General features: G+C 73.5%; 15 protein-coding genes. 8 read left to right on the forward strand and 7 right to left on the reverse strand.

The window, feature by feature from the left end; all coding sequences use genetic code 11:
- The coding region (locus tag ACF068_RS31710) for an SDR family NAD(P)-dependent oxidoreductase (protein WP_392277773.1) at positions 1-7,550 on the forward strand (7,550 nt) is incomplete at its 5' end.
- 148 nt (positions 7,551-7,698) lie between these two features.
- On the opposite strand, the gene ACF068_RS31715 is transcribed toward ACF068_RS31710, so the two are convergent.
- The 3 genes from ACF068_RS31715 to ACF068_RS31725 form a co-directional block, all read right to left on the reverse strand.
- Entirely contained in the window at positions 7,699-8,736 is a 1,038-nt protein-coding gene (locus ACF068_RS31715; protein ID WP_392277774.1) for an ACP S-malonyltransferase, read from the reverse strand.
- 155 nt (positions 8,737-8,891) lie between these two features.
- Positions 8,892-9,743, reverse strand: a complete 852-nt coding sequence (locus ACF068_RS31720) for an ABC transporter permease (RefSeq protein WP_392277775.1) — start codon at positions 9,741-9,743, stop codon at positions 8,892-8,894.
- The gene (locus tag ACF068_RS31725) at positions 9,740-10,774 is read right to left on the reverse strand and encodes an ABC transporter ATP-binding protein (protein ID WP_392277776.1); all 1,035 of its coding nucleotides are present in this window, start codon (positions 10,772-10,774) and stop codon (positions 9,740-9,742) included. Before ACF068_RS31725 ends, ACF068_RS31720 begins: the two co-directional genes overlap by 4 nt.
- Before the next feature lie 412 nt (positions 10,775-11,186).
- Between ACF068_RS31725 and rfbD the strand changes: the two genes are divergently transcribed.
- The 6 genes from rfbD (at position 11,187) to ACF068_RS31755 (ending at position 17,100) form a co-directional block, all read left to right on the forward strand.
- Positions 11,187-12,134 (forward strand): dTDP-4-dehydrorhamnose reductase, encoded by a 948-nt coding sequence (gene rfbD / locus ACF068_RS31730; protein ID WP_392277787.1) that lies wholly within the window; start codon positions 11,187-11,189, stop codon positions 12,132-12,134.
- Positions 12,131-12,745: a dTDP-4-dehydrorhamnose 3,5-epimerase family protein gene (locus tag ACF068_RS31735; protein WP_392277777.1), complete on the forward strand. Its 615-nt coding sequence runs from the start codon at positions 12,131-12,133 to the stop codon at positions 12,743-12,745. Before rfbD ends, ACF068_RS31735 begins: the two co-directional genes overlap by 4 nt.
- Positions 12,742-13,809 (forward strand): glucose-1-phosphate thymidylyltransferase, encoded by a 1,068-nt coding sequence (locus ACF068_RS31740; protein WP_392277778.1) that lies wholly within the window; start codon positions 12,742-12,744, stop codon positions 13,807-13,809. Before ACF068_RS31735 ends, ACF068_RS31740 begins: the two co-directional genes overlap by 4 nt.
- Positions 13,806-14,792, forward strand: a complete 987-nt coding sequence (rfbB, locus tag ACF068_RS31745) for a dTDP-glucose 4,6-dehydratase (protein ID WP_392277779.1) — start codon at positions 13,806-13,808, stop codon at positions 14,790-14,792. The genes ACF068_RS31740 and rfbB overlap by 4 nt, the downstream gene beginning before the upstream one ends.
- Positions 14,789-15,433, forward strand: a complete 645-nt coding sequence (locus tag ACF068_RS31750) for a thioesterase II family protein (RefSeq protein ID WP_392277780.1) — start codon at positions 14,789-14,791, stop codon at positions 15,431-15,433. Before rfbB ends, ACF068_RS31750 begins: the two co-directional genes overlap by 4 nt.
- Before the next feature lie 263 nt (positions 15,434-15,696).
- The gene (locus ACF068_RS31755; RefSeq protein WP_392277781.1) at positions 15,697-17,100 is read left to right on the forward strand and encodes a class I adenylate-forming enzyme family protein; all 1,404 of its coding nucleotides are present in this window, start codon (positions 15,697-15,699) and stop codon (positions 17,098-17,100) included.
- Positions 17,101-17,185: 85 nt separating this feature from the next.
- Here ACF068_RS31755 and ACF068_RS31760 read toward each other — a convergent pair whose 3' ends face one another.
- The 4 genes from ACF068_RS31760 to ACF068_RS31775 form a co-directional block, all read right to left on the reverse strand.
- Positions 17,186-18,850, reverse strand: a complete 1,665-nt coding sequence (locus tag ACF068_RS31760; protein WP_392277782.1) for a flavin monoamine oxidase family protein — start codon at positions 18,848-18,850, stop codon at positions 17,186-17,188.
- Positions 18,851-19,023: 173 nt separating this feature from the next.
- Complete coding sequence (locus ACF068_RS31765; protein WP_392277783.1) at positions 19,024-19,752, reverse strand: 4'-phosphopantetheinyl transferase; 729 nt, start codon at positions 19,750-19,752, stop codon at positions 19,024-19,026.
- A gap of 11 nt (positions 19,753-19,763) precedes the next feature.
- The gene (locus ACF068_RS31770; RefSeq protein WP_392277784.1) at positions 19,764-20,684 is read right to left on the reverse strand and encodes a metallophosphoesterase family protein; all 921 of its coding nucleotides are present in this window, start codon (positions 20,682-20,684) and stop codon (positions 19,764-19,766) included.
- On the reverse strand, positions 20,665-23,991 hold the full coding sequence (locus ACF068_RS31775; protein ID WP_392277785.1) for an AAA family ATPase: 3,327 nt from the start codon (positions 23,989-23,991) through the stop codon (positions 20,665-20,667). Before ACF068_RS31775 ends, ACF068_RS31770 begins: the two co-directional genes overlap by 20 nt.
- A gap of 333 nt (positions 23,992-24,324) precedes the next feature.
- Between ACF068_RS31775 and ACF068_RS31780 the strand changes: the two genes are divergently transcribed.
- The coding region (locus ACF068_RS31780) for a carboxyl transferase domain-containing protein (protein WP_392277786.1) at positions 24,325-24,529 on the forward strand (205 nt) is incomplete at its 3' end.

Here is a 24,529-nt window from a genome sequence, read left to right on the forward strand (position 1 = left end):
GTGGTTTGTTCGTTCGTCATCTGGTGGCGGAGCGGGGTGTGCGGCATCTGCTGCTGGTCAGCCGTCGTGGCGCTCAGGCTGCTGGTGCGGCTGAGTTGACGGCGGAGTTGACGGGGCTGGGTGCTGAGGTGTCGTGGGCGGCGTGTGATGTCGCCGACCGGGACGCCCTTGCTGAGGCTTTGTCTCAGGTGCCTGAGGCGCATCCGTTGACGGCTGTGGTGCATACGGCCGGTGTGCTGGACGACGGTGTCGTCGGGTCCCTGACGCCGGAGCGTCTGTCGGGCGTGCTGCGTCCGAAGGTCGACGGCGCGTGGAACCTGCACGAGCTGACCCGGGACATGGACCTGTCGGCGTTCGTGTTGTTCTCGTCGGCTGCTGGTGTGTTCGGTGGTGCGGGTCAGGCGAACTACGCGGCGGGCAATGTGTTCCTGGACGCGCTGGCGCAGCACCGCCGGGCCGCCGGCCTGGCCGCCACGTCCCTGGCCTGGGGCCTGTGGACCGCCGACGGAGGCGGCATGGCGGGTGAGCTGGGCGCGGAGGACGTGTCGAGGCTGGGCCGTGGTGGTGTGGCCGCGCTGTCCGCCGAGGAGGGCCTTGCCCTGTTCGACGCCACTTGGGCGTCCGAGCAGGCGGTGTTCGTGCCGGTCAAGCTGGACCTGGCCACCCTGCGGGCGCAGGCGAGCGGTGGCGGGATGCTCCCGCCGCTGCTCGGCGGACTCGTCCGTACCCCCACCCGTCGTACCGCTCGTGGCGCGTCCGCCTCGGGTGGCGCACTCGCCCGGCAGCTCGCCGGGCTGGCGGAGCAGGAGCGGCGGGCTGCCGTTCTGGAACTGGTCCGTGTGCAGGTCGCGGGGGTGCTCGGGTTCGCCGGGCCCGAAGCGGTCGACCCGGCACGGTCGTTCAGCGAGGTCGGCTTCGACTCGCTGACCGCCGTCGAGCTGCGCAACCGGCTCGGCGCGGCCACCGGCGTACGCCTGCCCGCCACGCTCGTCTTCGACTACCCGACCCCGAACGCGCTCGCGGAGTACCTGCACGCCGAACTGCTCGGCGTCCAGGACGCGGTGGTCGCGCCCGCCGCCGTCGCGGTCCGGGACGACGAGCCCATCGCCATCGTGGCCATGGCCTGCCGCTTCCCCGGTGGCGTGCGGTCGCCGGAGGACCTGTGGGGCCTGGTGCTGGACGGCCGGGACGCCATCACGGACATGCCGGACGACCGGGGCTGGGACGTCGAAGGGCTCTTCGACCCCGACCCCGACCGGCCGGGTACCAGCTACAGCCGCGCGGGCGGCTTCCTGCACGACGCCCACCACTTCGACCCGACGTTCTTCGGCATCTCCCCGCGCGAGGCCCTCGCCACGGACCCGCAGCAGCGGCTGCTGCTGGAAACCTCCTGGGAGGCGTTCGAGCGGGCGGGCATCGACCCGGCCACCGTACGCGGCAGCCGCACCGGCGTCTTCGCGGGCGTCATGTACAACGACTACGGCACGCTGCTGCACCGTGCGCCCGAAGGCCTCGAGGGCTACATGGGCACGTCGAGCTCGGGCAGCGTCGCCTCCGGTCGGGTCTCGTACACGTTCGGGCTGGAAGGCCCGGCCGTCACTGTCGACACCGCCTGCTCGTCCTCGCTCGTCACCCTGCATCTCGCGGTCCAGGCGCTCCGGAACGGCGAGTGCGACCTCGCCCTGGCCGGCGGCGTCACCGTGATGGCCACGCCGGGAACGTTCGTCGCGTTCAGCCGCCAGCGCGGGCTCGCGAGCGACGGCCGCTGCAAGCCGTTCGCCGCCGCCGCCGACGGTACGGCCTGGGGCGAGGGCGTCGGCATGCTGCTCGTCGAGCGGCTGTCGGACGCCCGCGCCAAGGGCCACCCGGTCCTCGCGGTCGTGCGCGGCTCGGCGATCAACCAGGACGGTGCGAGCAACGGCCTCACCGCCCCCAACGGTCCGTCCCAGCAGCGCGTCATCCGCCAGGCCCTCGCCAGTGCGGGTCTGTCGGCCGCCGATGTCGACGTCGTGGAGGCGCACGGTACGGGGACGACGCTGGGCGACCCGATCGAGGCGCAGGCGCTGCTTGCCACCTATGGCCAGGACCGGCCGGAGGGCCGGCCGCTGCTGCTCGGCTCGATCAAGTCGAACATGGGTCACACCCAGGCGGCCGCCGGTGTGGCGGGCATCATCAAGATGGTGCAGGCGATGCGCCACGGTGTCGTGCCCCGGACGCTGCACGTGGACGAGCCGACCCCGCACGTCGACTGGACGGCGGGCCACATCGCCCTGCTGACCGAGCAGACGGAGTGGCCCGAGTCCGGCCGCCCGCGCCGCGCCGCCGTCTCGTCCTTCGGTATCGGCGGCACCAACGCGCACACGATCATCGAGGAGGCGCCGCCGGTGGCGGTGGGGGCCGAGCCGGTGGCGGGTACGCCGGCCGTGCTGCCGTACGTGTTGTCGGCGAAGTCGCCGGAGGCTCTGCGGGGTCAGGCCGCGCGGCTGCGGGCGCATCTGCTGGACGCCTCGGAGGCTACGGTTCCGGCTGCGGTCGATGTGGCGTACTCGCTGGCGACCAGGCGGGTCGGGTTCGACCACCGTGCGGTGGTCGTGGCGGGTGAGGGTGAGGAGCTGCTGCGGGGTCTGGGCGCGCTGGAGTCGGAGGGCGGTACGGCCTCCGGTCTGGTGCGCGGGACGGCGAGCGGCACCGGCAAGCTGGCGTTCCTGTTCACCGGCCAGGGCAGCCAGCGTCCCGGCATGGGCCGGGAGCTGTACGAGGCGTACCCGGTGTTCGCGGACGCGCTGGACGCGATCGGCGACCGGCTCGACCTCGACGTACCGCTGAAGGACGTCCTGTTCGCGGCGGACGACGATCTGCTGCACCACACCGCCTACACCCAGCCCGCGCTGTTCGCGGTCGAGGTGGCGCTGTTCCGGCTGCTGGAATCCTGGGGCGTGAAGCCCGACTACCTGTCCGGGCACTCGATCGGCGAGATCGCCGCCGCCCACGTCGCCGGGGTGCTGTCCCTGGACGACGCCTGCACGCTGGTCGCCGCGCGCGGCCGTCTGATGCAGGCGCTGCCCGGCGGTGGCGCGATGGTCGCCGTCCAGGCCTCCGAGAACGAGGTCCTGCCGCTGCTCAGCGACCGGGTGAGCATCGCGGCGATCAACGGGCCGCGGTCGGTCGTGGTCGCCGGTGATGTGCACGCCGTGATGGAGATCGCGGCCGGGTTCGCGGTACAGGGCCGCAAGACGAAGCAGCTCGTGGTGAGCCATGCGTTCCACTCGCCGCACATGGACGGCATGCTCGCCGACTTCCGCAAGGTCGCGGAGACGCTCGCGTACGAGACCCCGCGCATTCCGGTTGTCTCGAACCTGACCGGTGCGCCGGTCACGGACGAGATGGGTTCGGCGGACTTCTGGGTACGGCACGTCCGCGAGGCCGTGCGGTTCCTGGACGGCGTCCGCGCTCTGGAGGCCGCCGGGGTCACCACGTACCTGGAACTCGGCCCCGACGGGGTCCTCTCCGCCATGGCGCAGGACTGCCTGGCCGGCGAGGCGGACGCGGCCGTCTTCGCGCCCGCCCTCCGCAAGGGCCGCCCCGAGGCCGAGACCGTCACCACCGCCCTCGCCCAGGCGCACGCCCACGGCACGCCCGTCGACTGGGAGACGTACTTCGCGGGCACCGGGGCGCGACCGGTCGACCTGCCCACGTACGCCTTCCAGCACGAGCGGTACTGGATCGACGTGCCCACCGCCCCCGTCGGCGACGTGGCCTCCGCCGGGCTCGGCGCGGCCGAGCACCCGCTGCTGGGCGCCGCGGTCGAACTGCCCGACTCCGAGGGGATGCTGTTCACCGGACGGCTGTCGCTCCAGTCGCACCCCTGGCTGGCCGACCACGCGGTGGCGGGCACCGTGCTCCTGCCCGGTACCGCCTTCGTGGAGCTGGCGCTGCACGCCGGGCACCGGGTGGGCGGCGGCGCCCTTGAGGAACTGACGCTGGAGGCGCCGCTGGTGCTGCCGGAGCGCGGCGCGCTCCAACTGCGGCTGTCCGTGGCCGCGCCGGACGACACCGGGCGGCGCGCGCTGCACGTGCACTCGCGCCCCGAGGACCTGGGCGGCGGCGAGGACGGCCACGGGGCGGACGTACCGTGGACGCGGCACGCGGGCGGTGTGCTCGCCGCGCCGGCGGCGCCGGCCGGGGCGGACGCCCCCGGGCCGGACGTCTGGCCCCCGGCGGGTGCCGAACCGCTCGGTGCGGAGGACCTGTACGACCGGTTCGCGGCCGGCGGGTTCGCGTACGGCCCGGCGTTCCGCAACCTGCGGGCGGCCTGGCGGCTCGGGGACGAACTGTTCGCCGAACTGGCGCTGCCCGACGGGCCGCGTGAGCGGGCCGGCGACTTCGGTGTGCACCCGGCGCTGCTGGACGCGGGCCTCCACGGCATCGCGCTCACCCCCTTCCTCATGGCGACGCCCACGGACGACGCCGAGGCCGGCCGTGCCGGCGGCGGCGGGACCGACGGCACCCGGACCGACGGGACCCGCATCCGGCTCCCGTTCTCGTTCAGCGGTGTCACCCTGCACTCGGTCGGCGCGGGCTCCCTGCGGGTCCGGCTCGCCCCGGCGGGGCCCGGCTCCGTGTCCCTGGCGGCCTACGACGAGCAGGGCGCCCCGGTGGTGTCGGTGGAGTCGCTGCTGCTGCGGGAGCTCGACCCGGCGCGGCTGCGGTCGGCGGCACAGCCGGTGTTCCACGAGTCGCTGTTCCGGCTCGAATGGCCCGCTCTGCCCGCCCTGCCCGCGACCCCGCCCGCCCGGCCGGGACGGTGGGCCGTCGTGGGCGCGGACACGCTCGGCCTGGAGGCCGCGCTGCGGGACGCGGGCATCCCCGTCGACGGATACGCGGACCTGTCCGCGCTCGGCGGTGTGGTGGCCTCGGGCAAGCCGCTGCCGGAGACGGTGCTGGTCGCGTACGCCGCGTCCGGCGCGGAGACCGCCGGAACGGAGACGACCGCCGACGCCGCCCGGCGGGCGACCGGCGACGCGCTGCGCCTCGTCCAGGACTGGCTGGCCGAGGAGTCCCTGGCCGGTGCCCGGCTGGCCGTGGTCACCCGTGGCGCGGTCGAGGCCCGGCCCGGCGAGGGCGTGACCGACCTGACGCACGCCCCGCTGTGGGGCCTGCTGCGGTCCGCGCAGTCGGAGAACCCCGGCCGGTTCGTGCTCGTCGACCTCGACGGCCACCTCGCGTCCGGCCCCGGCGAGGACGGTACGGACGGCGACGACGCCGGCTCCGTCCCCGGCTCCGGCACCGGTACCGGCTCCGCCCGCCCGTCGGCCCTCGCGCCCCTGCTGGTCGCCGCCATGGCGAGCGGGGAGCCGCAACTCGCCGTCCGTAACGGCGCCCTGCACGCCGCCCGGCTGGCCCGCGTGCCCGCCGCGCCGGTCCAGGAGACGGCCGGCGCCCTGCCGGAGGAGGCGGAGGCCGCCGGTCCGGACAGCGGGACGGCCCGCACGCCCGCCCTGGACCCGGACGGAACCGTCCTCATCACCGGCGGCACCGGAGCGCTCGGCAGCCTGCTCGCTCGGCACCTGGTGGTCCGCCACGGGGTACGGCACCTGCTGCTGACCAGCCGGCGCGGGCCCGCCGCCGAGGGGGCCGCGGAACTGGTCGCCGAACTGGCCGAACTGGGCGCCGAGGCGACGGTCACCGCGTGCGACGCGGCCGACCGCGAGGCGCTCGCCGCGCTGCTGGCGGACGTTCCGGCCGCGCACCCGCTCACGGCCGTCGTCCACACCGCGGGCCGCGTCGACGACGGACTCGTACCGTCGCTGACACCGGAGCGGCTGGACACGGTGCTGCGCCCCAAGGCCGACGCCGCCCTGCATCTGCACGAGCTGACGCGCGGGGCGGACCTCGACGCCTTCGTCCTGTTCTCCTCGGCGGCCGGCACGCTCGGCAACCCGGGGCAGGCCAACTACGCCGCGGCCAACGCCTTCCTGGACGCCCTGGCGCAGCACCGGCGCGCGGCGGGCCTGCCCGCGGTGTCGCTGGCGTGGGGGCTGTGGGAGCAGCGCAGTGCGATGACCGGCGAGCTCACCGACGCCGATGTGCAGCGGATGGCGCGCGCCGGGCTCGCCCCGCTCTCCTCCGACGAGGGCCTGGCGCTCTTCGACACGGCGTGCGCCCTCGCGGCGGCCGCCCCCACCGCCCGGACCGGACCCGACGCCTCCGGCCCGGCCACGGCCGACGCCTCCGGCGCCGGGGCCCTCGTCGCGATGCGGCTGGACACCGGTCCCCTCCGGGCGCAGGCGGACGCCGGAGCCCTTCCGGCGGTCTTCCGGGGCCTGGTGCGCGGTGTCCCGCGCCGGGCGGCCGCCCAGCAGGCGGCGGACCCGGTGGCGTCCGAGGCGGCGCGGCGGCTCGCCGGCCTGTCCGCCCTGCCCGAGGCCGAGCAGGAGCGCATGCTGCTCGACGTCGTACGGGCCCAGGTCGCCGCCGTCCTCGCCTACCCGTCGCCGGACGCGGTGGGGGAGACCCAGGAGTTCCTGGAACTGGGCCTGGACTCGCTGACCGCCGTGGAGCTGCGCAACCGGCTCAACGCGGCGACCGGACTGCGGCTGCCCGCCACCCTGCTGTTCGACCACCCGAGCCCCGCCCTGGTGGCCGCCCGGCTGCGTGCCGAACTGGCCGGGGCCCCGGACGCGGCGGAACTCGGTGGCACGGCGGACGCGGGCGCGGAGGGCTCCGACGGGGTCTTCGGTCCGATGCTCCGCGAAGCCGGGGCCCAGGGAGCGTCCGGGCAGTTCATGGAGCTGCTGATGCAGGCGTCCCGGTTCCGGCCGTCGTTCGCCTCACCGGCCGAACTGCGCAAGCCCCCGAGCCTGGTGCGCCTCTCCCGCGGCGACACCCGGCCCGGACTGGTCTGCTTCTCCTCGATCCTGTCGATCTCGGGCCCGCACCAGTACGCGCGCTTCGCCTCCGGGTTCCGGGGCCGCCGGGACGTCCACGCGCTGGGCGCGCCCGGGTTCCTCCAGGGCGAGCAACTGCCCTCGACCACCGACGCGGTGATCGAGGCCCAGGCGGAGGCCGTGCTGCGGCACGCCGACGGCGCGCCGTTCGTCCTGCTCGGTCACTCCTCGGGCGGCATGCTCGCCCACGCGGTGGCGGGCGCCTTGGAGAGCGCGGGGGTCTTCCCCCGGGCGGTGGTGATGCTGGACATCTACTCGCACGACGACGACGCGATCATCGGCATCCAGCCGGGGCTCTCCGAGGGCATGGACGAGCGGCAGGACACGTACGTGCCGGTCGACGACAGCCGGCTGCTGGCGATGGGCGCGTACTTCCGGCTCTTCGGCGGGTGGAAGCCGACGGCCGTGAAGACCCCGACCCTGCTCGTGCGGGCCGGGGAGCGGTTCTTCGACTGGTCCAGGCCGGCGGACGGCGACTGGCGTTCGTACTGGGACCTGGAGCACACGGCCGTCGACGTCCCGGGCAACCACTTCACCATGATGGAGGAGCACGCGGCGACGACCGCCAGGGCCGTGGAGGAGTGGCTGGACGCCACGTCCTGAGCCGCGCCGCCCGCGGATGGCGGACACCCGCCCCCCGCGGGCGGCGGACACACGACGAGAGGCCGGGCCCCACCGGAAGGGTGGGGCCCGGCCTCGTGTCGTAGCGCCGGACGGGCGCGGGCGGTCCGCCGCCCGCGTCGCGCGGCGGTCAGGCGCGCCGCTCCCGTTCCCGGGAGCGCTTCTTGGGCAGGCCCACGGTGTGGACCTCGAAGGAGTCCTTGGTCAGGTCCAGGCGGTGGAAGAGGTTGTCCGGCCCGGTCACGCACACCGTGCCGACCCCGAGCCCCTTGAGGCTCTCCACCACGCTCGGCCAGTGGATCGGCCGGTCGAAGGTGTCCAGCATCATGGTGCGCATCCCGGCGACGTCCCGGACGACCGTGCCGTCCTGGTCGGCGACCACCGGCATGCCCGGATCGGCCAGCTCGTACGCGCCGAACACCTCCTCCTCGGCCTTGTGCCGCAGTTCCTTGAAGGCGGCCGCGTGCACGGGCGGGCGCATCGAGTACATGGAGTAGCCGCCCGCGGCGCTGATGGCGGCCTTCAGCCCGTCGAGTTCCTTCTCGCGCACGGACAGCATGTGGAAGCCCGCGTCGAGCCGTCCGGAGACGTCGTACCAGGCGCCGCGGTCGTCGAAGCCGGCGAGGATCTCGTCCAGGCGCTCCTGCGGGGTGCGGACGAAGGAGTGGGTGACGACGTCCTCGTACGCGCCGGAGAAGTACTCCTCCTCGCAGCGGGCCAGGTCCGCGGTGAGGCGGACGACGTCCGCGAAGGGCAGGGAGCCGACGAAGGCGGCGGCGGCCTTCTGGCCGAAGCTCGGGCCGGTGCAGACGGTGGGGGACAGGCCCAGGGTGTCCACCGCCCGGTCCGCCATGGCCATCGAGTTCACCAGGAAGGCGATCTGCGAATGGACGGAGTAGTCCTCCTCGGAGGTCCGGAACCGGTCGAACACCGAGTAACCGAGGGCCTCGTCGGCCTCGGCGAGGCGCTTGCGCGCGTACGGGTCGAGCAGCAGGAACTTGCCGACCTCGGCGAACGACGAGGGCCCCATGCCCGGGAAGACGATCGCGGTCGCGTCCCGGCCGCCGGCCGCGGCCCCGCCCGCGTCGCCGGTCGCGGTCGCGTCCCGGCCGCCGGTTGTGGTCCCGCCCGGGGCGGGGGTCGGGGGGATCCGCTCGGAAAGTGTCATGGTCCGTGTGTGCCTTTGCTTCCGGTTATCGCACCGGCAGTCGTCTGCCGGCCTCATCGACGGGAAAGGGCCCCGCACCCGGCCGGGCGCGGGGCGCCGGGCCGGGTGCGGGGCCGGGGAGAACGACGTCCAAGGGACGGGGGGAGGGCCGGGGGTCAGTCCTGCGCCCTGCGGTGGAAGCCCCGGATGCCGATCAGCCCGAAGAGCAGGATCGCCCCGCTCAGGGCCAGCAGGTCGAGCCACAGCGGGATCGAGCCGGGGCCGCCGGGCGGCAGCAGCAGGGCGCGGATGCCCTCGCTGACGTAGGTCAGCGGGTTCATGGCGCACAGCACCTGGAACCAGCGGATGTCCGCCAGCCCGTGCCAGGGGAACTGGGTGCAGCCGGTGAACATCAGCGGGGTCAGCGTCACGGCGAAGATGACGCTGATGTGCCGCGGCGGGGCCAGGGTGCCGATGGTCAGGCCCACCGTGCTGCCCGCCAGCGCGCCCATCAGCAGCACGCCCAGCGTGGCCGGGAAGCTGTCCATCGGCCAGGACACGTCGTCCAGGAGCAGGAAGCCGACCGGGATCATCACCAGCGAGGCGATGATGCCGCGCAGCATGCCGAAGACCAGCTTCTCGACGGCGACCAGGCTGGTCGGGATCGGCGCGAGGAGCCGGTCCTCGATCTCCTTGGTCCAGGAGAAGTCGATGACCAGCGGCAGCGCCGTGTTCTGGAGGCTGACCAGGAAGCTGTTGAGGGCCACCACGCCGGGCAGCAGGACCTCCTGGAACCCTCCGCTGGTGTAGCCGAGTTCGCCGAGGACCTTGCCGAAGACGAACAGGATGAAGAACGGCTCGACGAGCACCTGGGCCAGGAACGGGCCCAGCTCGCGGCCGGTGACGAAGATGTCCCGCCACAGGATGAAGAAGAACGTGCGGGTCGCCGTGCGCACGTCGGTGCGCGCCGGCTTCAGCTCGGCGGGAAAGCCGGCGACGGGGTCGGGTGCGGTGGTGGTGGCCGTCATCGCAGCTCCCGGCCGGTGAGCTCGATGAAGACGTCCTCCAGGCTGGCGGTGCCGACGCTCATGTCCTTGATGTCACAACTCGCTTCCGTCAGGGCCGTGATGACGGCCGGCAGCACCGAGCCGGACGGCGCGTCGCTGTAGAGGCGCAGCCGTACGGGCGCGGGGGCGCCGTCCCCTTCCTCGGTGTCCTCCTGGCGCACCGTCTCGACGCGCTCCACCGCCTCGATCTTCTCCAGCACCCGGACGAGGCCGCCGGATACGCTCCCGGGTCCTTCGCCCGCGCCGGTGGGGCGCGCCGGGACCGCCGGGGGTGCCGGCTGCACGGTGAGGGTGAGGGCGGTGCTGCTCAGGCTCTTCATCAGGGCCTGCGGGGTGTCGAGGGCGAGCAGGCGGCCGTGGTCGACGATGCCGACGCGGTCGCACAGCTTGGCGGCCTCGTCCATGTCGTGGGTGGTCAGCACCGTGGTCACGCCGCGTTTGCTCAGCTCGGCCACCCGTTCGTGGATGAACCGCCGTGCCTGCGGGTCGAGTCCGGTGGCCGGCTCGTCGAGGAAGAGCACCTGAGGGCGGTGCATCAGGGCGCGGGCGATCATCACCCGCTGGGCCTGCCCGCCGGACAGCTCGTCACCGCGGGCCTTGCCCCGGTCGGTGAGGCCCACCCATTCCAGGCACTCGTCGGCGAGACGCCGCCGCTCGGCCCGGCCCATGCCGTGGTACCCGGCGTGGAAGAGCAGGTTCTGGCGGAGGGTGAGGGAGCGGTCGAGGTTGTTGCGCTGCGGTACGACGGCGAAGGCCCGGCGGGCCTGTGCCGGGCTGGCCACGACGTCGACGCCCTGGACGAAGGCGCGCCCCGCGGTGGGGGCGACGCGTGTGGTGAGGATGCCGATGGTCGTCGTCTTGCCCGCTCCGTTGGGACCGAGGAATCCGAAGACCTCCCCCCGGCGGACGGAGAAGCTCAAACCGTCCACCGCCGGTCGGTCGCGGCCACGGTACTTCTTGACCAGTCCGTCGACCACGACGGCAGAATCCACGGGTGGTTCAATAGTCATTTACGCCTGCGAATCAAGCGGGACGCGACAACGGCGGTCCGGGAAATTCGCACAGGAAAGTCGCGTGACCGGCCGCGCGTGGAGCGCCGATTGAATAGGACACAGAAGTGGTGCGGACCCTGTCTAGCACGCACGCTGGTGTCCCGGGGCAACTGACCTGGAATGATAGGGGCGATGCGGCGAAGCTAGGGGGCGGTAGGGGTTTTCGGCACGCGCGGGCGCGGGTTCGGCCGGGGTGTGCGTCACCCCTATTCAAAACGATCGGGGGTGGCGAGTGTTGCGGTTCCTTCGAATATCCTCCTAGCATCGACGCGTGATCGCGCCGAATTATTCTGTGCAAAACAAAGCGTCGGCGGGTCGTGTGTCCGCGGGCCCGGCAGTGGATCCCGGAACGCTGCGGTGGATGGTGATCGGCGCGACCGGAACGCTCGGTGCCGAGGTGGCCGCCCGGCTCGCCGCCCACGGCGCCGACACCGTACGGACCGGAAGGGCCGATCTCGACCTCACCGACCCGGCGGCGGTCGCCGCCGCGGTGGCCGGCACCGGCCCGGACGTCGTCGTCAACTGCGCCGCCTGGACCGCCGTCGACCTGGCCGAGACCGAGGAGGCCGCGGCCCTGGAGGTCAACGGCACCGGACCGGGACACCTCGCCCGCGCCTGCGCCACGACCGGCAGCAGACTGCTCCACGTCTCCACCGACTACGTCTTCGGCGGTACGCCGGCCGACACCGGCCGGCCCTACGCCGAGGACGCCGCACCCGACCCGCGCACCGCGTACGGGCGCACCAAGCTCGCCGGCGAGCGCGCCGTCCTGGCCACGCTCCCGGACGCCGCCGTGGTGCGCACCTCGTGGCTGTACGGGCGGTCCGCCGGCGGCTTCGTGCACACCATGGCCCGGATCGCCCGGGAGCCGGGGCGGACCGTGGACGTGGTCGACGACCAGCACGGGCAGCCGAGTTGGGCGCCGGACGTCGCCGCCCGGCTCGTGGCGCTCGGCACCCTGCCCGCCGACCGGGCCCGGGGCGTCTTCCACGCCACCGGGGCGGGCCGCACCACCTGGTACCACCTGGCCCGGGAGGTGTTCCGGCTGACCGGCCACGACCCCGGCCGGGTGCGGGCCACGGACAGCTCGCGGCTGGACCGGGCGGCGGTACGCCCGGCGTGGAGCGTCCTGGGCCACGACCGGTGGGCCGGCACGGGCCTGGGCCCGATGCGCCACTGGCGCGAGGCCCTCACCGAGGCTCTCGCGGGCACCCCCCACCCCGTGGGGACGGACACGGACAGCGACAAGGACACCGACGCGGACGCGGACGGCGGACGGCGAAAGGCGGTCGAAGGGTGAAACCCCTGTCCATCGAGGGAGCGTGGCTGTACGAGCCGCGGCTGCACGGTGACGAGCGCGGTGTCTTCCTGGAGGCGTTCCAGGGCGAGGCGTTCCGGCTCGCCACCGGGCGACGCCTCGAACTGGCCCAGGTCAACTGCTCGGTGTCCCGCCGCGGCGTGGTCCGCGGCGTCCACTTCGCCGACCTGCCGCCCGGCCAGGCCAAGTACGTCACCTGCGTGCGCGGCGCCGTGCGCGATGTGATCGTCGACCTGCGCCGGGGGTCCCCCACCTACCGGCGCTGGGAGGCCGTCGACCTGGACGACCGGGACCGCCGGGCCGTCTTCCTCTCCGAAGGCCTCGGCCACGCCTTCCAGGCCGTCACCGACGACGCCACCGTCGTCTACCTCACCACCTCCGGCTACAGCCCGGGCCGTGAGCACGGCGTCCACCCGCTCGACCCGGAGCTGGGCATCACCTGGCGCCCGGACACCGAACCGCTGCTGTCCCCCAAGGACGCCGCGGCACCCACCATCGCGGCGGCCGAGGCCCAGGGGTTGCTGCCCGCGTACGAGGACTGCGTGCGCTACGTGTCCTCGCTCGCCCCACCACTCAGCGAGGAGACCCCGTGAAGGCGCTCGTCCTGTCGGGAGGGTCCGGCACCCGCCTGCGCCCCCTGACCCACACCTCGGCGAAGCAACTCGTCCCGGTGGCCAACAAGCCCATCCTGTTCTACGTCCTCGAGGGGATAGCCGAGGCCGGCGTCACCGACGTCGGCATCATCGTCGGCGACACGGCCGACGAGATCCGGGCCGCCGTCGGCGACGGCTCCCGGTTCGGCATCAGCGTCACCTACATCCCGCAGCACCAGCCGCTGGGTCTGGCCCACGCCGTGCGCATCGCCCGGGACTGGCTGGCCGACGACGACTTCGTCATGTACCTGGGCGACAACTTCCTGCTCGGCGGGATCGGCCGGCAACTGGAGGACTTCCGCACCCGCAGACCGGCCGCCCAGATCATGCTGACGCGGGTCCCCGACCCGTCCGCCTTCGGCGTCGTCACCCTGGACGAGGCGGGCCGGGTCACCGGCCTGGAGGAGAAGCCGAAGTTCCCCAAGAGCGACCTGGCGCTGGTCGGCGTGTACTTCTTCACCGCCGCCGTGCACGACGCCGTGGCCGCCATCCGGCCCTCGGCCCGCGGCGAGCTGGAGATCACCGACGCCCTCCAGTGGCTGCTCGACCAGGGCCTCGACATCGCCTCCTCCACCGTCGACGGCTACTGGAAGGACACCGGGAACGCCACCGACATGCTGGAGGTCAACCGCTCGGTGCTCGACGGGCTGACCCCCTACTGCGCCGGCTCCGTCGACGAGGAGAGCGAGCTGGTCGGCCGGGTCGTCATCGAGGAGGGCGCGGTCGTCGTCCGCTCCCGGATCGTGGGCCCCGCCGTCATCGGCCGCGGCACCCGCGTCGAGGGCTCCTACATCGGCCCGTTCACGTCCGTCGCCGACGACTGCGCGGTCATCGACAGCGAGATCGAGTACTCCATCATCCTGGCCGGCGCGGCCATCGACGGCGTCCGCCGCATCGAGGCGTCCATGATCGGCCGGCAGGCCCGGGTCACCCCCGCGCCCCGCACACCCCAGGCCCACCGCCTCATCCTCGGCGACCACAGCAAGGTGCAGATCCGTTCATGAAACTCCTGATCACGGGAGCGGCCGGCTTCATCGGCTCCCACCTCGTACGCAAGGTCCTCGGCCCGGAGAAGCCGCTGGGCGACGACGTCCGCGTCACCGTCCTGGACGCGCTCACCTACGCGGGCAACCGTGCCGCGCTCGCCCCCGTCGAGGACGAGCCGGGCTTCGGCTTCGTGCACGGCGACATCACCGACGCGCCGCTGGTGGACCGGCTGGTGGCGGACCACGACGCCGTGGTGCACCTGGCGGCCGAGTCGCACGTCGACCGCTCCATCGAACGCGCCGACGCCTTCGTACGCACCAACGTCCTCGGCACCCACACCCTCCTGGAGGCCGCGCTGCGGCACGGCACCGGGCCGTTCCTGCACGTGTCGACCGACGAGGTGTACGGGTCGGTCCCGGTCGGCTCCTCGGTCGAGACCGACCCGCTCGCCCCCAACTCGCCCTACTCCGCCTCCAAGGCGTCCAGCGACCTGCTGGCCCTGTCGTACCACCGCACGCACGGCCTCGACGTCCGGGTGACCCGCTGCTCCAACAACTACGGCCCCTACCAATACCCGGAGAAGGTGATCCCGCTCTTCGTCACCCGGCTCCTCACCGGCGGCACCGTGCCCCTCTACGGGGACGGCGGCAACGTCCGCGACTGGCTGCACGTCGACGACCACTGCCGCGGGCTGCTGGCCGTCCTGACCGGCGGCCGCGCGGGGGAGACGTACAACATCGGCGGCGGCACCGAACTGACCAACAAGGAGCTCACCGGCCTGCTCCTGGACGCATGCGACGCCGGCTGGGACCGGGTCGAGCACGTCACCGACCGCAAGGGCCACGACCGCCGCTACAGCGTCGACTGGACGAAGATCCGCACCGAGCTGGGCTACACCCCCGTGCACGACTTCACCGAGGGCCTGGCCGAGACCGTCGCCTGGTACAGAACCCACCGCTCGTTCTGGGCAACGCCCGAGGCGGAGCTCCAGGGCGCATGACATGTGAGTGCACCCAGCACTCCACCAGGGAGACCACCCCCGACGACGTCAGCCTGATCCAGATCCGGCAGCCGGCTGTCCCGAGCAGCTACCGCATGATCTGCTTCCCCAGCTCGCGGAACTCCTCGGCGTGCTACCTCGCGATGTCGGAGCTGCTGCTGCCCACCGTGGAGCTGCTCATCGTCCAGTACCCGGCCCACACCTCCGTCGAGGAGCACCCGGCCGAGGAGGACGCGGAGCTGGCCGACAAGATCTTCGAGGCCGTCCGCGGCTGGGCCGACCGCCCGCTGGCACTCTTCGGCCACCGCCTCGGCGCCCAGCTCGCCTACGCGGTCGCCCAGCGGCTGGAGCGGGAGACCGACGCGGCACCCCTCACGCTGTTCGTCTCGGGACGTACGGGGCCGGCGCACCGCGGCAGCATCGGGCCGCCCGCCGTCGGCTGCCGTGTCGTCGCCCTGGCGGGGCACCACGACCCGCGCGCCCCGCTGACGGGGATGAAGGCGTGGCGCCGCTGCACCTCGGGCCGGTTCGACCTGGAGGTCTTCCCCGGCACCCGCGGGTACCTCGACTCGCACCGCCGCGAGGTCGTCAACCTCGTGCACGACCAACTGATCTCGCTCCACGGACCGGAACCCGACTGACCACCCCCGGCCCCGCCCGCACCGCACCCCGGCAGGGGGGTGCAGGGGGCGGGACAGGGGTACCCGCGCCCCCTCCCGCTGCCTAGCGTGCCGTATGGAGAACCGCGTCCACGGGGCGGGACCGAACGAATCTCCCCATCTCTTGTGCAGCTCGCGAATCCCGCGATCCACCCCCCTGAACGGGCCCGGACACGCCTCGGCACGGCGCACCGCACGGCCGGCTCCGGTCACGTTCGGCCCAGAGGAAGGACAGTGTGCGACCGATGACCGCGAAAATCTTCGCAGCCGACTCGGTACGGCCCGTCGAGGAGTTCGAGCAGGACGCCCTCCGCATCGCCGAAGTGATCCGCGAACGCGGGGTCGGCCTCGGCGACCGGGTGATGCTGAAGGCCGGCAACTCGGCCGGCTACGTCTGCGTGCTCTACGCGCTGATGCACGTCGGCGCCTCGATCGTCCTCGTCGACCAGCAGGAACACATCGAGGAGACCCGCCGCATCGCCCTGCGCACCGGCGTCAAGGTCACCTTCGTCGACGACGAGACCCCCATCGACCAGGACGCCGACCCCATCCACCTCTACGAGCTCATGGTCGCCACCGCCGGCCGCGGGCCGGTCGACGGCACCCTGTCGTTCGACGCCTGGGGCGAGCTGCCCGACGGCCTCATCATGTGGACCTCCGGCTCCACCGGCTCCCCGAAGGGCGTGGTGAAGTCCGGCGGCAAGTTCCTCACCAACCTGCGGCGCAACGCCCGGCAGGTCGGCCACCGGCCCGACGACGTCCTGATGCCGCTGCTGCCGTTCGCCCACCAGTACGGCCTGTCCATGGTGCTCATCGCCTGGCTGACCCGCTGCTCCCTGGTGATCGCCCCCTACCGCCGGCTGGACCGCGCACTGCGCATGGCCGGCGACTCCGGCACCACCGTCATCGACGCCACGCCCTCCAGCTACCGCAGCATCCTCGGCCTGGTCTCCCGCAGACCCTCGCTGCGCGACCACCTGGCCACCACCCGGATGTTCTGCGTCGGCGCGGCCCCGCTCGACGCGCCGCTGGTCGAGAGCTACGTCCAGGAGTTCGGCCTGCCGCTGCTGGACAGCTACGGCTCCACCGAACTGAACAACATCTCCTTCGCCACCCTCGACAACCCGGTCTCCTGCGGCCGGGCCATGGACGGCATCCGGCTGCGGATCGTCGACGAGGACGGCCGGGAACTGCCCGCCGGGCAGCCGGGCGAGATCCAGGTCGACACCCCCGACGCCCTCGAAGGGCAGATCGCCGACGACGGCTCCGTCGTGCCCGCCCCCAAGGGCTGGTACGCCACCGGCGACCTCGGCCACCTCGACGCCGACGGCAACCTCTTCGTCCTGGGACGCAAGTTCGCCGTCCACCGCATGGGCTACACGCTCTACCCGGAGCTCATCGAGCGGAAGGTGGCCGCCGAGGGCTGTCCCACCCGGATCGTGCCCGTGCCCGACACGCTCCGCGGCTCCCAGCTCGTCTTCTTCGTCGAGGACGACCAGCAGCGGGACGCCGCCTACTGGCGGGAGCGGCTGTGCGCGCTGCTGCCCGCCTTCGAGCAGCCCAACCGGGTCGTCGTGCTGGAGCAGTTCCCGCTCAACCGCAACGGCAAGCCGGACAAGAAGGAGCTGACCCGGATGGCCACCGCCTAGGTCGTGTCCGCGGTCTGTCCGCAGCGACGCCGATGGCGCCCCCACCCAGCGGTTGGGGGCGCCATCGGCGTACGTGCCCGGGTGCTCAGCCGTCGTAGGGCAGCTCCATGGGCGCCAGGGCGTCGAAGAGGTCACCGGGGCCCGGGTTGTCCGGGTGCGTGGCCCCGCCCAGGTGGTCCAGCACGCCCCACACCGCGTTCAGCGCCGTGGTGACCGCGCCCTCCGCGAACCCCGCAGTCCAGGACACGTCGTCGCCGCACAGGAAGAACCCGCGCTCGGCGTCCGGCAGCCCCCGCTGCATGAACTGCGTGAACAGCCGCCGCTGGTACCGGTACTGGCCCGGCAGGTTGGACTTGAACGCGCCCATGAAGTGCGGCTCGCTCTCCCACGTGATGGTGACCGGGTCACCGACGACGTGGGAACGGATGTCGACACCCGGGTGGATCGCCCCGACCCTGTCCAGCAGCACGTCCAGCCGCTCGGCCGGGCTCAGCGTCGCCATCTTCAGCGAGTCGTCGTTCCAGGTGTACGACAGGCACATCACACCCGGTTTGTCCGGGCCGTCGTCGAAGAGGTACACACCGCGCGGCATCCGGTCGGTCAGGGTCATGCTCATCACCGGACGGCCGGTGCGCGGGTCCGTGTCCCGCCAGAACGGCCGGTCCGTCAGAACGAACAGCTTGGACGCCCCCATGTAGTGGGTCCGCTCCACGGCGGTCCACAGCGGCGCGGACAGCAGCGCCGGGTCGCAGGCCACGCGGTTCAGCAGCGTCCACACGTGCGGCGTGTACACCACCGCGGCGAACCGGTCCCGCCGCCCGTCCCCGTCGGTGACGAGGAAGCCGTCACCGTCGCGCGCGACGGCACGCACCGAGGGCCGGGGCCGCCCGTCGTGGTGCAGCGAGGCCAGCGAGGTACCGGCCGGCCAGTGCGCGCACCCCTCCGCCGGGTGCTCCCACAACCCGCGCGGCACCTGCTGCGACCCGCCGACGATGGCGACCTGGTTGTCGTCCGCCTCCGTGTACACCACCCGGAGGATCTCCAGGAACGAGTTGGGGAAGTCGGTGTCCCAGCCACCGGTGCCGAAACCCACCTGCCCGAAGACCTCGCGGTGCCGGAACGACTGGAAGGCCGAGCTGGTGGCCAGGAAACCGTAGAACGACTGGTCGTCGAACTCCCTGACCAGCCGGTTCCATATCTGCTTCAGCGTCTCGACGTCCCGCCGCCGGACCGCGTCCCGCATGGTCGCCAGCTCGGCCCGCTCCTGGAGCGCCTTCTCCCAGGCCGCGGCCACCTCCTGGTAGACCTCCGGCAGTTCCTCCACCGTACGGGCCGTGTGGCGCTCGCCGCCCAGGTCGATCAGCGTGCTCGGGGTGCTGGGCGCGAGCGGGTTGGGGAAGGGGCTGGTGCGCAGCCCCAGCAAGTCGACGTAGTGGAACAGCGACCGCGCGGAGAGCGGGAAGCGCATCGCCCCCATCTCCGCCACGCACCCGGGCGCCCCGGGGAAGGGCACCGACCGCATCCGGCCGCCCAGTTCCTCCGCCTCGTACAGGACGGGGCGCAGGCCCAGCCGCATCAGCTCGTACGCCGCGGTCAGCCCCGCCATCCCGCCGCCGACCACCGCCACCGGTGTCCCCGCGAGCCCGGGCGGCAGGACGCCCAGGCCGGCCGGATGGCGCAGCCAGCCGTCGTAGGAGAACGGGAAGTCCGGCACGAGCATGGTCGTGGGAGCCGGGCTGGCTGACGTCATCTGGAATACCTCTCGGGCCGGTGCGGCATCGCTTCCAGGGGGAACCGGAGACCTTCCGGGCCGAGCCGGAATCCGCGGCGCCGGGCCGGGGCTCCCGAGGGGAGCGTCGAAGCGGCCGTGCGCGGTCGTGCCGGTGAGGCCACGCTATTCACCGGCCCTGGGGGCGACAACCCCTATCCACCCTGATAGCCGACCGTGCTCGGGCGGCCGGGCGGCGCTGCCACCGGCCGGAGCGCGGGCACGGTGATGGCGGTCACGACGAGGCCGCGCTCGGCGAGCCACCGGCCGTCGAACTCCGCCATCACACGCCCGTCCGGGCCGGTCCGCGGACGGAGGATCCGCGCGGTGAACGTGCCCCGCTCCCCGCCCGACGGGCCCGTCCCGTGCCGGAAGGTGATGTCGGCGTCGTCGAAGTCCAGCTCGGTGCCCAGCAGCGGGTACCAGGTCTTGTAGACCGCCTCCTTGGCGCTGAACAGCAACCGGTCCCGGCACAGCCGGCCCCCCGCGCCCGCCCGCACCCACGCCCGTTCGCGGGGCAGCGCTATCGACTCCAACACACCTTCAGGCAGCGGCAGATCGGGTTCGGCGTCTATCCCGACCATCGCGAGGTCCGTGTCCCGGGCCACCACCGCGGCCCGGTAGCCGGCGCAGTGCGTCATGCTCCCCACGACCCCCTCGGGCCACCGCGGCACGTTGCGCGTCCCGGGCAGGATCGGCGCCGGCGGGAGCCCCAGCGCGGCGAGGGCGCGCCGCGCGCAGGCCCGTACGGTGGTGAACTCCTCACGGCGGAGGTCCGTCGTCCGCTCGACCAGCGCCGCCTCCTCGGGGTACAGCGTCGCCGTTCCGTCCGGCCCGAAGACCTCGCCGGCGGCCGCTCCTCCGGGCAGCAGTGATTCGATCATGCTCGTGCCTCTCACGATTCGGTCCCGGCGCCGGACCCCGGCTCCGGGGCGTACGGCAGGATCTGCCGCAGCAGACCCCTGGGGTGACCGCGCCGGCGCCACTCGCGCGGATAGCCGATCGACACCTCCTCGAACCGCACCCCGTCGTACCAGGTGGTCCGGGGGATGTGCAGGTGCCCGTAGACGACGGCGGCGGTGGTGAACCTGCGGTGCCAGTCGGCCGTCAGCACCGTCCCGCACCACTGGGCGAACTCCGGGTGCCACAGCACGTCCGTGGGCTCGCGCACCAGCGGGAAGTGGTTGACCAGCACCAGCGGCACCGACGGATCGTGCGCCACGAGGCGCCGCCTGGTGGCCGCCACCCGGGCCCGGCACCAGTCGTCACGGCTGCGGTACGGGTCGGGGTGGAGCAGGTACTCGTCCGTGCACACCACGCCCGCGTCGTGCGCCCGGGCCAGCGACTCCTCCTTGGTCGAGGTGCCCGCGACCCGGAACGTGTAGTCGTACAGCAGGAACAGCGGAGCGACCGCGACCGGACCGCCGGGGCCCCGCCACAGCGGCCACGGGTCCTCGGGCGTGACGACCCCCAGGCCCCGGCACATCTCCACCAGGTACCGGTAGCGCGCCTCCCCGCGCGCCTGCACCGGGTCCTCGCGCGGCGTCCACAGCTCGTGGTTGCCCGGCGCCCACACGACCTTGGCGAACCGCCCGGCCAGCAGGCGCAGCGCCCACTCGATGTCCTCGGTCAGTTCTCCGACGTCCCCGGCCACGATCAGCCAGTCGTCCGGGTGGGAGGGGCGCAACGACTCGGTGATGGGCCGGTTGTCGGCCATCCCGATGTGCAGGTCGCTCACCGCGAGCAGCCGCGGGCCGGCCCCGGGGGGCGGTGCGTCGGCGGCCGGGGTGGCGGGTTCAGGCGGTACGTGCGACATCGATGTCCAAACCGACCGGCAGGTCCTGACGGTGCGTGATGTTGATTTTCCGGTAGACCCGGGTCAGATGCTGTTCCACGGTGCTGACGGTGATGAAGAGCTTGGCGCCGATCTCCCGGTTGGTGTAACCGTGCGCGGCCAGCGCCGCCACCCGGCGCTCGGCGTCCGTCAGCGAGGACACCGCCGTGGACCGTGGCCCGCCCGGCCGCACGGAGCCCGCCGGAGCGACGGAGGGCGGCGGCACGGCCTGCGGGGACGGTGCGGACGGTGCGGACGGCGGGGGACAGGCGGACCGGGGGGACGGGCCCGGTGTGGTCCGGGGCGACTGCGGGGACGGTCCGGCCTGGCCCGGGTGGAGCGAGCGGTGCAGCTCCCGGGCGCCGCAGCCCTCGGCGATCCGCCACGCCCTCCGGGTGTGCGGCTTGCCCTGGGCGGGGTCGCCGAGTTGCTTGTGCGCCGCCCCGAGGTCGGTCAGGGCACGCGCCAGCTCGTACCAGTCGCCGTCCTCCTGGAGCAGTGCGACGGCCTCGCCGAGCAGCGCGGGACGCTCCCGGAGCGGGCGGGCCGCCGCCAGCACCCGCAGGGCGAGGCCCCGCACGCGGCGCCCGGCGTCCCCGGCGAGCTGCTCCCGGGCGAACCGTTCCGCCTGTTCCCGGCTGCCGAGCGCCAGCCACGCCTCGGCGACCCCGACCCGCCAGGGCGCCAGCACCGACCGGTCCATGTTCCAGCGGCGCATCAGCTCACCGCAGGCGGCGAAGTCGGTCAGCGCCGCGTGATGGCGCCCGGTGGCGAGCTGGTGCCGGCCGCGCGCGTACAGGTAGTGCAGCCCGTAGCGGGTCAGCAGCATCTCGTCGGGCACCGGCCGGTCCACCAGCTCGGCCGCCGCCTCGTGGTCGCCCATCGCCGTCCGCGCCTCGATCAGGGCCGACAGCGGCATCCCGATGCCCACGCCCCAGCCGTGCGCCGGAAGTTGTTCGAGGGCCTGCTCCGCCAGCCGCCGGGCCTCCTCCAGATGCCCCCGGCGCAAGGACACGTGCGCCCGGATCCCCCGCAGCACCGCCGTCCAGCCCGGAGCCCCGCGGTCCGCCGCCTCGACCAGCAGCCGGTCGGCCCACACCGTCGCCGTGCCCAGCCGGTCGGCGTAGAGCAGCGTCAGCAGACAGGCGCGCATCTTGAGGTGCGTCTCCTCCGTCAGCCGCGTACTGGTCAGCAGGTGCTCGGCGAGGTCCGCGAAGTCCTCCGGGGCCGCGCCCGGCTCACCCCCGCCGCTGCTCAGCACGCCGTACAGCGCCCTGGCCGCGCTCGGGCCGCCCTCCTCCGGCGCGGCCGGCCGGCCGCCGGCACCGGACGCCGGACCCTGGGCGGGCTCCTCCCCGAGGCGTTCGAGCACCGTCGGGTACGTGCTGGCCAGCACCAGCCGCAACTCCCGCAGCTCGGTGACGACGGGGGAGTCGGGGGAGGGCGGCAGAACGCCGACGACCTGGCGGATCGCGGTGGTCGCGTCGTCCATCCAGCCGTTCCACAGCAGGTCGCAGACCAGCCGCAGGGTGTCCACCGGCGGCAGCAGCCCCTTGCGCACCGCACCGACCAGCGACCGCAACTGCCGCGGCAGCGCCGAGGGTTGTACCCGCCACACGTACTTGGCCAGGGTCGCCCGCAGCAGGGTCCGCTCCGTCTCGTCCCGGCAGCAGCTCTCCGCCATGCGCAGGCAGCGGACCGCGAACCCCACCCGCTGCACGGCCAGCGCCGCCCGGGCGGCCTCGCTCAGCACCCGGGGCACCCACTCCTCGTCGCAGAGGTGCGTCTCCTGACCCAGGAGCTGGGTCGCCACCAGCAGCGGCGCCGCCCCGTCCTCGTACAGCAGCCGGGCCGCCCGCCGGCGCAACCGCGCCGCCGCGTCATCGGCGAGGCTCTCCACCACGGCGGCCCGCACGCCACCGTGCCGGAACCCGGCCGGGTCCAGCACCCCCGCCTCCCCGAGGGCGGCCACCACCCGGGCGACCACCGGTTCGTCCACCTCGACCAGCCGGGCCAGCAGGGGCATCGGCCCGGTGCCGCCCAGCAGGGCGATGCCCTGGGCGACCCGCATTCCGTCGGCTCCGGTGCGGTGCACGCAGATCAGCGCGTTCTCCAGGAACCGCTCACCGGCGTGCGCCGGCCCGTCGGCGCGGTCCTCGCCGGCGCCTCCGTCCGGATCCGTGACCGCGTCCCGGACGGTGTCCCCGGCCGGTGCCGCCGGGGCCCCCGCCGGGTCGTCCGCCGGAGCGCGCCGGCGGCCGAGCCGGTCGTCGATGAGCCCGTGCACGAGGAGGGGATTGCCGCCGGTCGCCGCGTGGAGGGAGGCGGCCAGCGCGGCATCGGCCCCCGGCCGCCCCGTACCGCCGTCGGACCCGGCCTCCGGGGCGCGGGCCGCGACCAGCCGGCCGACCCCGTCGACGCTGAGCGGCGCCAGCCGGACGTGCAGACCGCGCAACTGGTACAGCAGCTCCTCCAGGACCCGCGGCGCGGAGCCCCCCGCGTCGGGGCCGCGGGTCACCAGCAGGGACATTCCCGCGCCCGAGGACGGCGCCCGGAGCAGCGCGTGGGCGAGGCAGTGCAGCGACTGGGGGTCGGCGTACTGCACGTCGTCGACGACGATCAGGACGGGGCCCCGGGCGCGGATGTCCGCGAGCTGGGCCCGGAAGGCCACGAGCACCTCGGCGGGCACCGTGTCCGGCGCCGCCGGTTCCGTGCCGAGGACCGACCCCGTGCCGAGGACCGACCCCGTGCCGAGCGCCGGTTCCGTGCCGAGCGCCGGCGGCAGCCGGTCGGCGGTGGTCTGGCCGTCCCGCAGCAACTGCTCCACCACACCGAACGGAATTCCTTGTTCCGCGGGTGAGGTGACGGCGGTGAGGACCCGCGGGCCGTCTTCCCCCGTCAGTTCCAGTGCGCGATGGAGGAGCGCCGTCTTCCCCGATGCGACGGGGCCGCTGATGACGGCGATCCGGCCGGTTCCGTGGGCGTTTCCGGGCGCTGCGCCGGAAGCGACACCGGATATGAAGTAGGTCAGTCTTCCGATCTGTTCATCCCGCTCCACCAACACAGCTGTAAAAGCCTCCCCCGGTTGCGATGTGAAATGGCGCACGTCCGGCGCATTCCGCGCCATGGCCACTCTCCGCGTACCCGCACGCACAGGAGTGCCGTCAACGCCCGTGCGGCGCAAGGGAATTCCCGCGCCCACTCCAGGTCGGACGACCCCAGGTCTGCCCCGTTCGGCGGGTCCGTTCGAACTGTACCAACGTCCCGCGCCGTCGATTGTGCGTGCCATTGCAGCCTCATGTCGACCTGTTGCGCGGGTAACTCCGGCGGATGAACAAGGGGTTGCCCTGTGGTATCGGGCCCGGCCGGTCAGGTGCCCTCCGTCACCGGGAAAGAAGGTGAAACCTCAGAGAAACCTCAAAGAAACCGGCCGCGCGAGCACGGCGGACACAGGACGTCCTTATTCCGGTCTTACTCGCTCTAGGGGTGGCCGCACGGAGATTAGGGGTGGCTGATGGTGGAGAACCCATTGTGCCGCCGGTTTGAATGGCCCGATGTGAGCCTTCGGGGCCCATGGGACCGCAGAGCCGCCCGCATCGCCGGGCCGGGGTGGAGATGGCGCATGACGACGACCCAGGAGACTGCTCCCGCGTACGGGGGCACGACGACCGTCATCGGGAAAGTGGCCGAACTGCACGCTGTTCGCGCGCAGGCGGTGAGCGGCCCGGGAGCCCGGGCGACGGAGGCGCAGCACGCCAAGGGCAAGCTGACCGCTCGTGAGCGGATCGAGCTGTTGCTGGACGCGGGCTCGTTCCAGGAGGTCGAGC

The sequence above is a fragment of the Streptomyces sp. NPDC016309 genome (assembly GCF_043077235.1).
Classification (GTDB): domain Bacteria; phylum Actinomycetota; class Actinomycetes; order Streptomycetales; family Streptomycetaceae; genus Streptomyces.

Coding starts and splice junctions, on each gene's coding strand:
- ACF068_RS31720 (WP_392277775.1), bottom strand. CDS start 9,743: ATGACGGCCACCACCACCGCACCCGACCCCGTCGCCGGCTTTCCCGCC.
- ACF068_RS31765 (WP_392277783.1), bottom strand. CDS start 19,752: ATGATCGAATCACTGCTGCCCGGAGGAGCGGCCGCCGGCGAGGTCTTC.
- ACF068_RS31775 (WP_392277785.1), bottom strand. CDS start 23,991: ATGGCACGCACAATCGACGGCGCGGGACGTTGGTACAGTTCGAACGGA.
- ACF068_RS31755 (WP_392277781.1), top strand. CDS start 15,697: ATGACCGCGAAAATCTTCGCAGCCGACTCGGTACGGCCCGTCGAGGAG.
- ACF068_RS31770 (WP_392277784.1), bottom strand. CDS start 20,684: ATGTCGCACGTACCGCCTGAACCCGCCACCCCGGCCGCCGACGCACCG.
- ACF068_RS31715 (WP_392277774.1), bottom strand. CDS start 8,736: ATGACACTTTCCGAGCGGATCCCCCCGACCCCCGCCCCGGGCGGGACC.
- ACF068_RS31760 (WP_392277782.1), bottom strand. CDS start 18,850: ATGACGTCAGCCAGCCCGGCTCCCACGACCATGCTCGTGCCGGACTTC.
- rfbB (WP_392277779.1), top strand. CDS start 13,806: ATGAAACTCCTGATCACGGGAGCGGCCGGCTTCATCGGCTCCCACCTC.
- ACF068_RS31750 (WP_392277780.1), top strand. CDS start 14,789: ATGACATGTGAGTGCACCCAGCACTCCACCAGGGAGACCACCCCCGAC.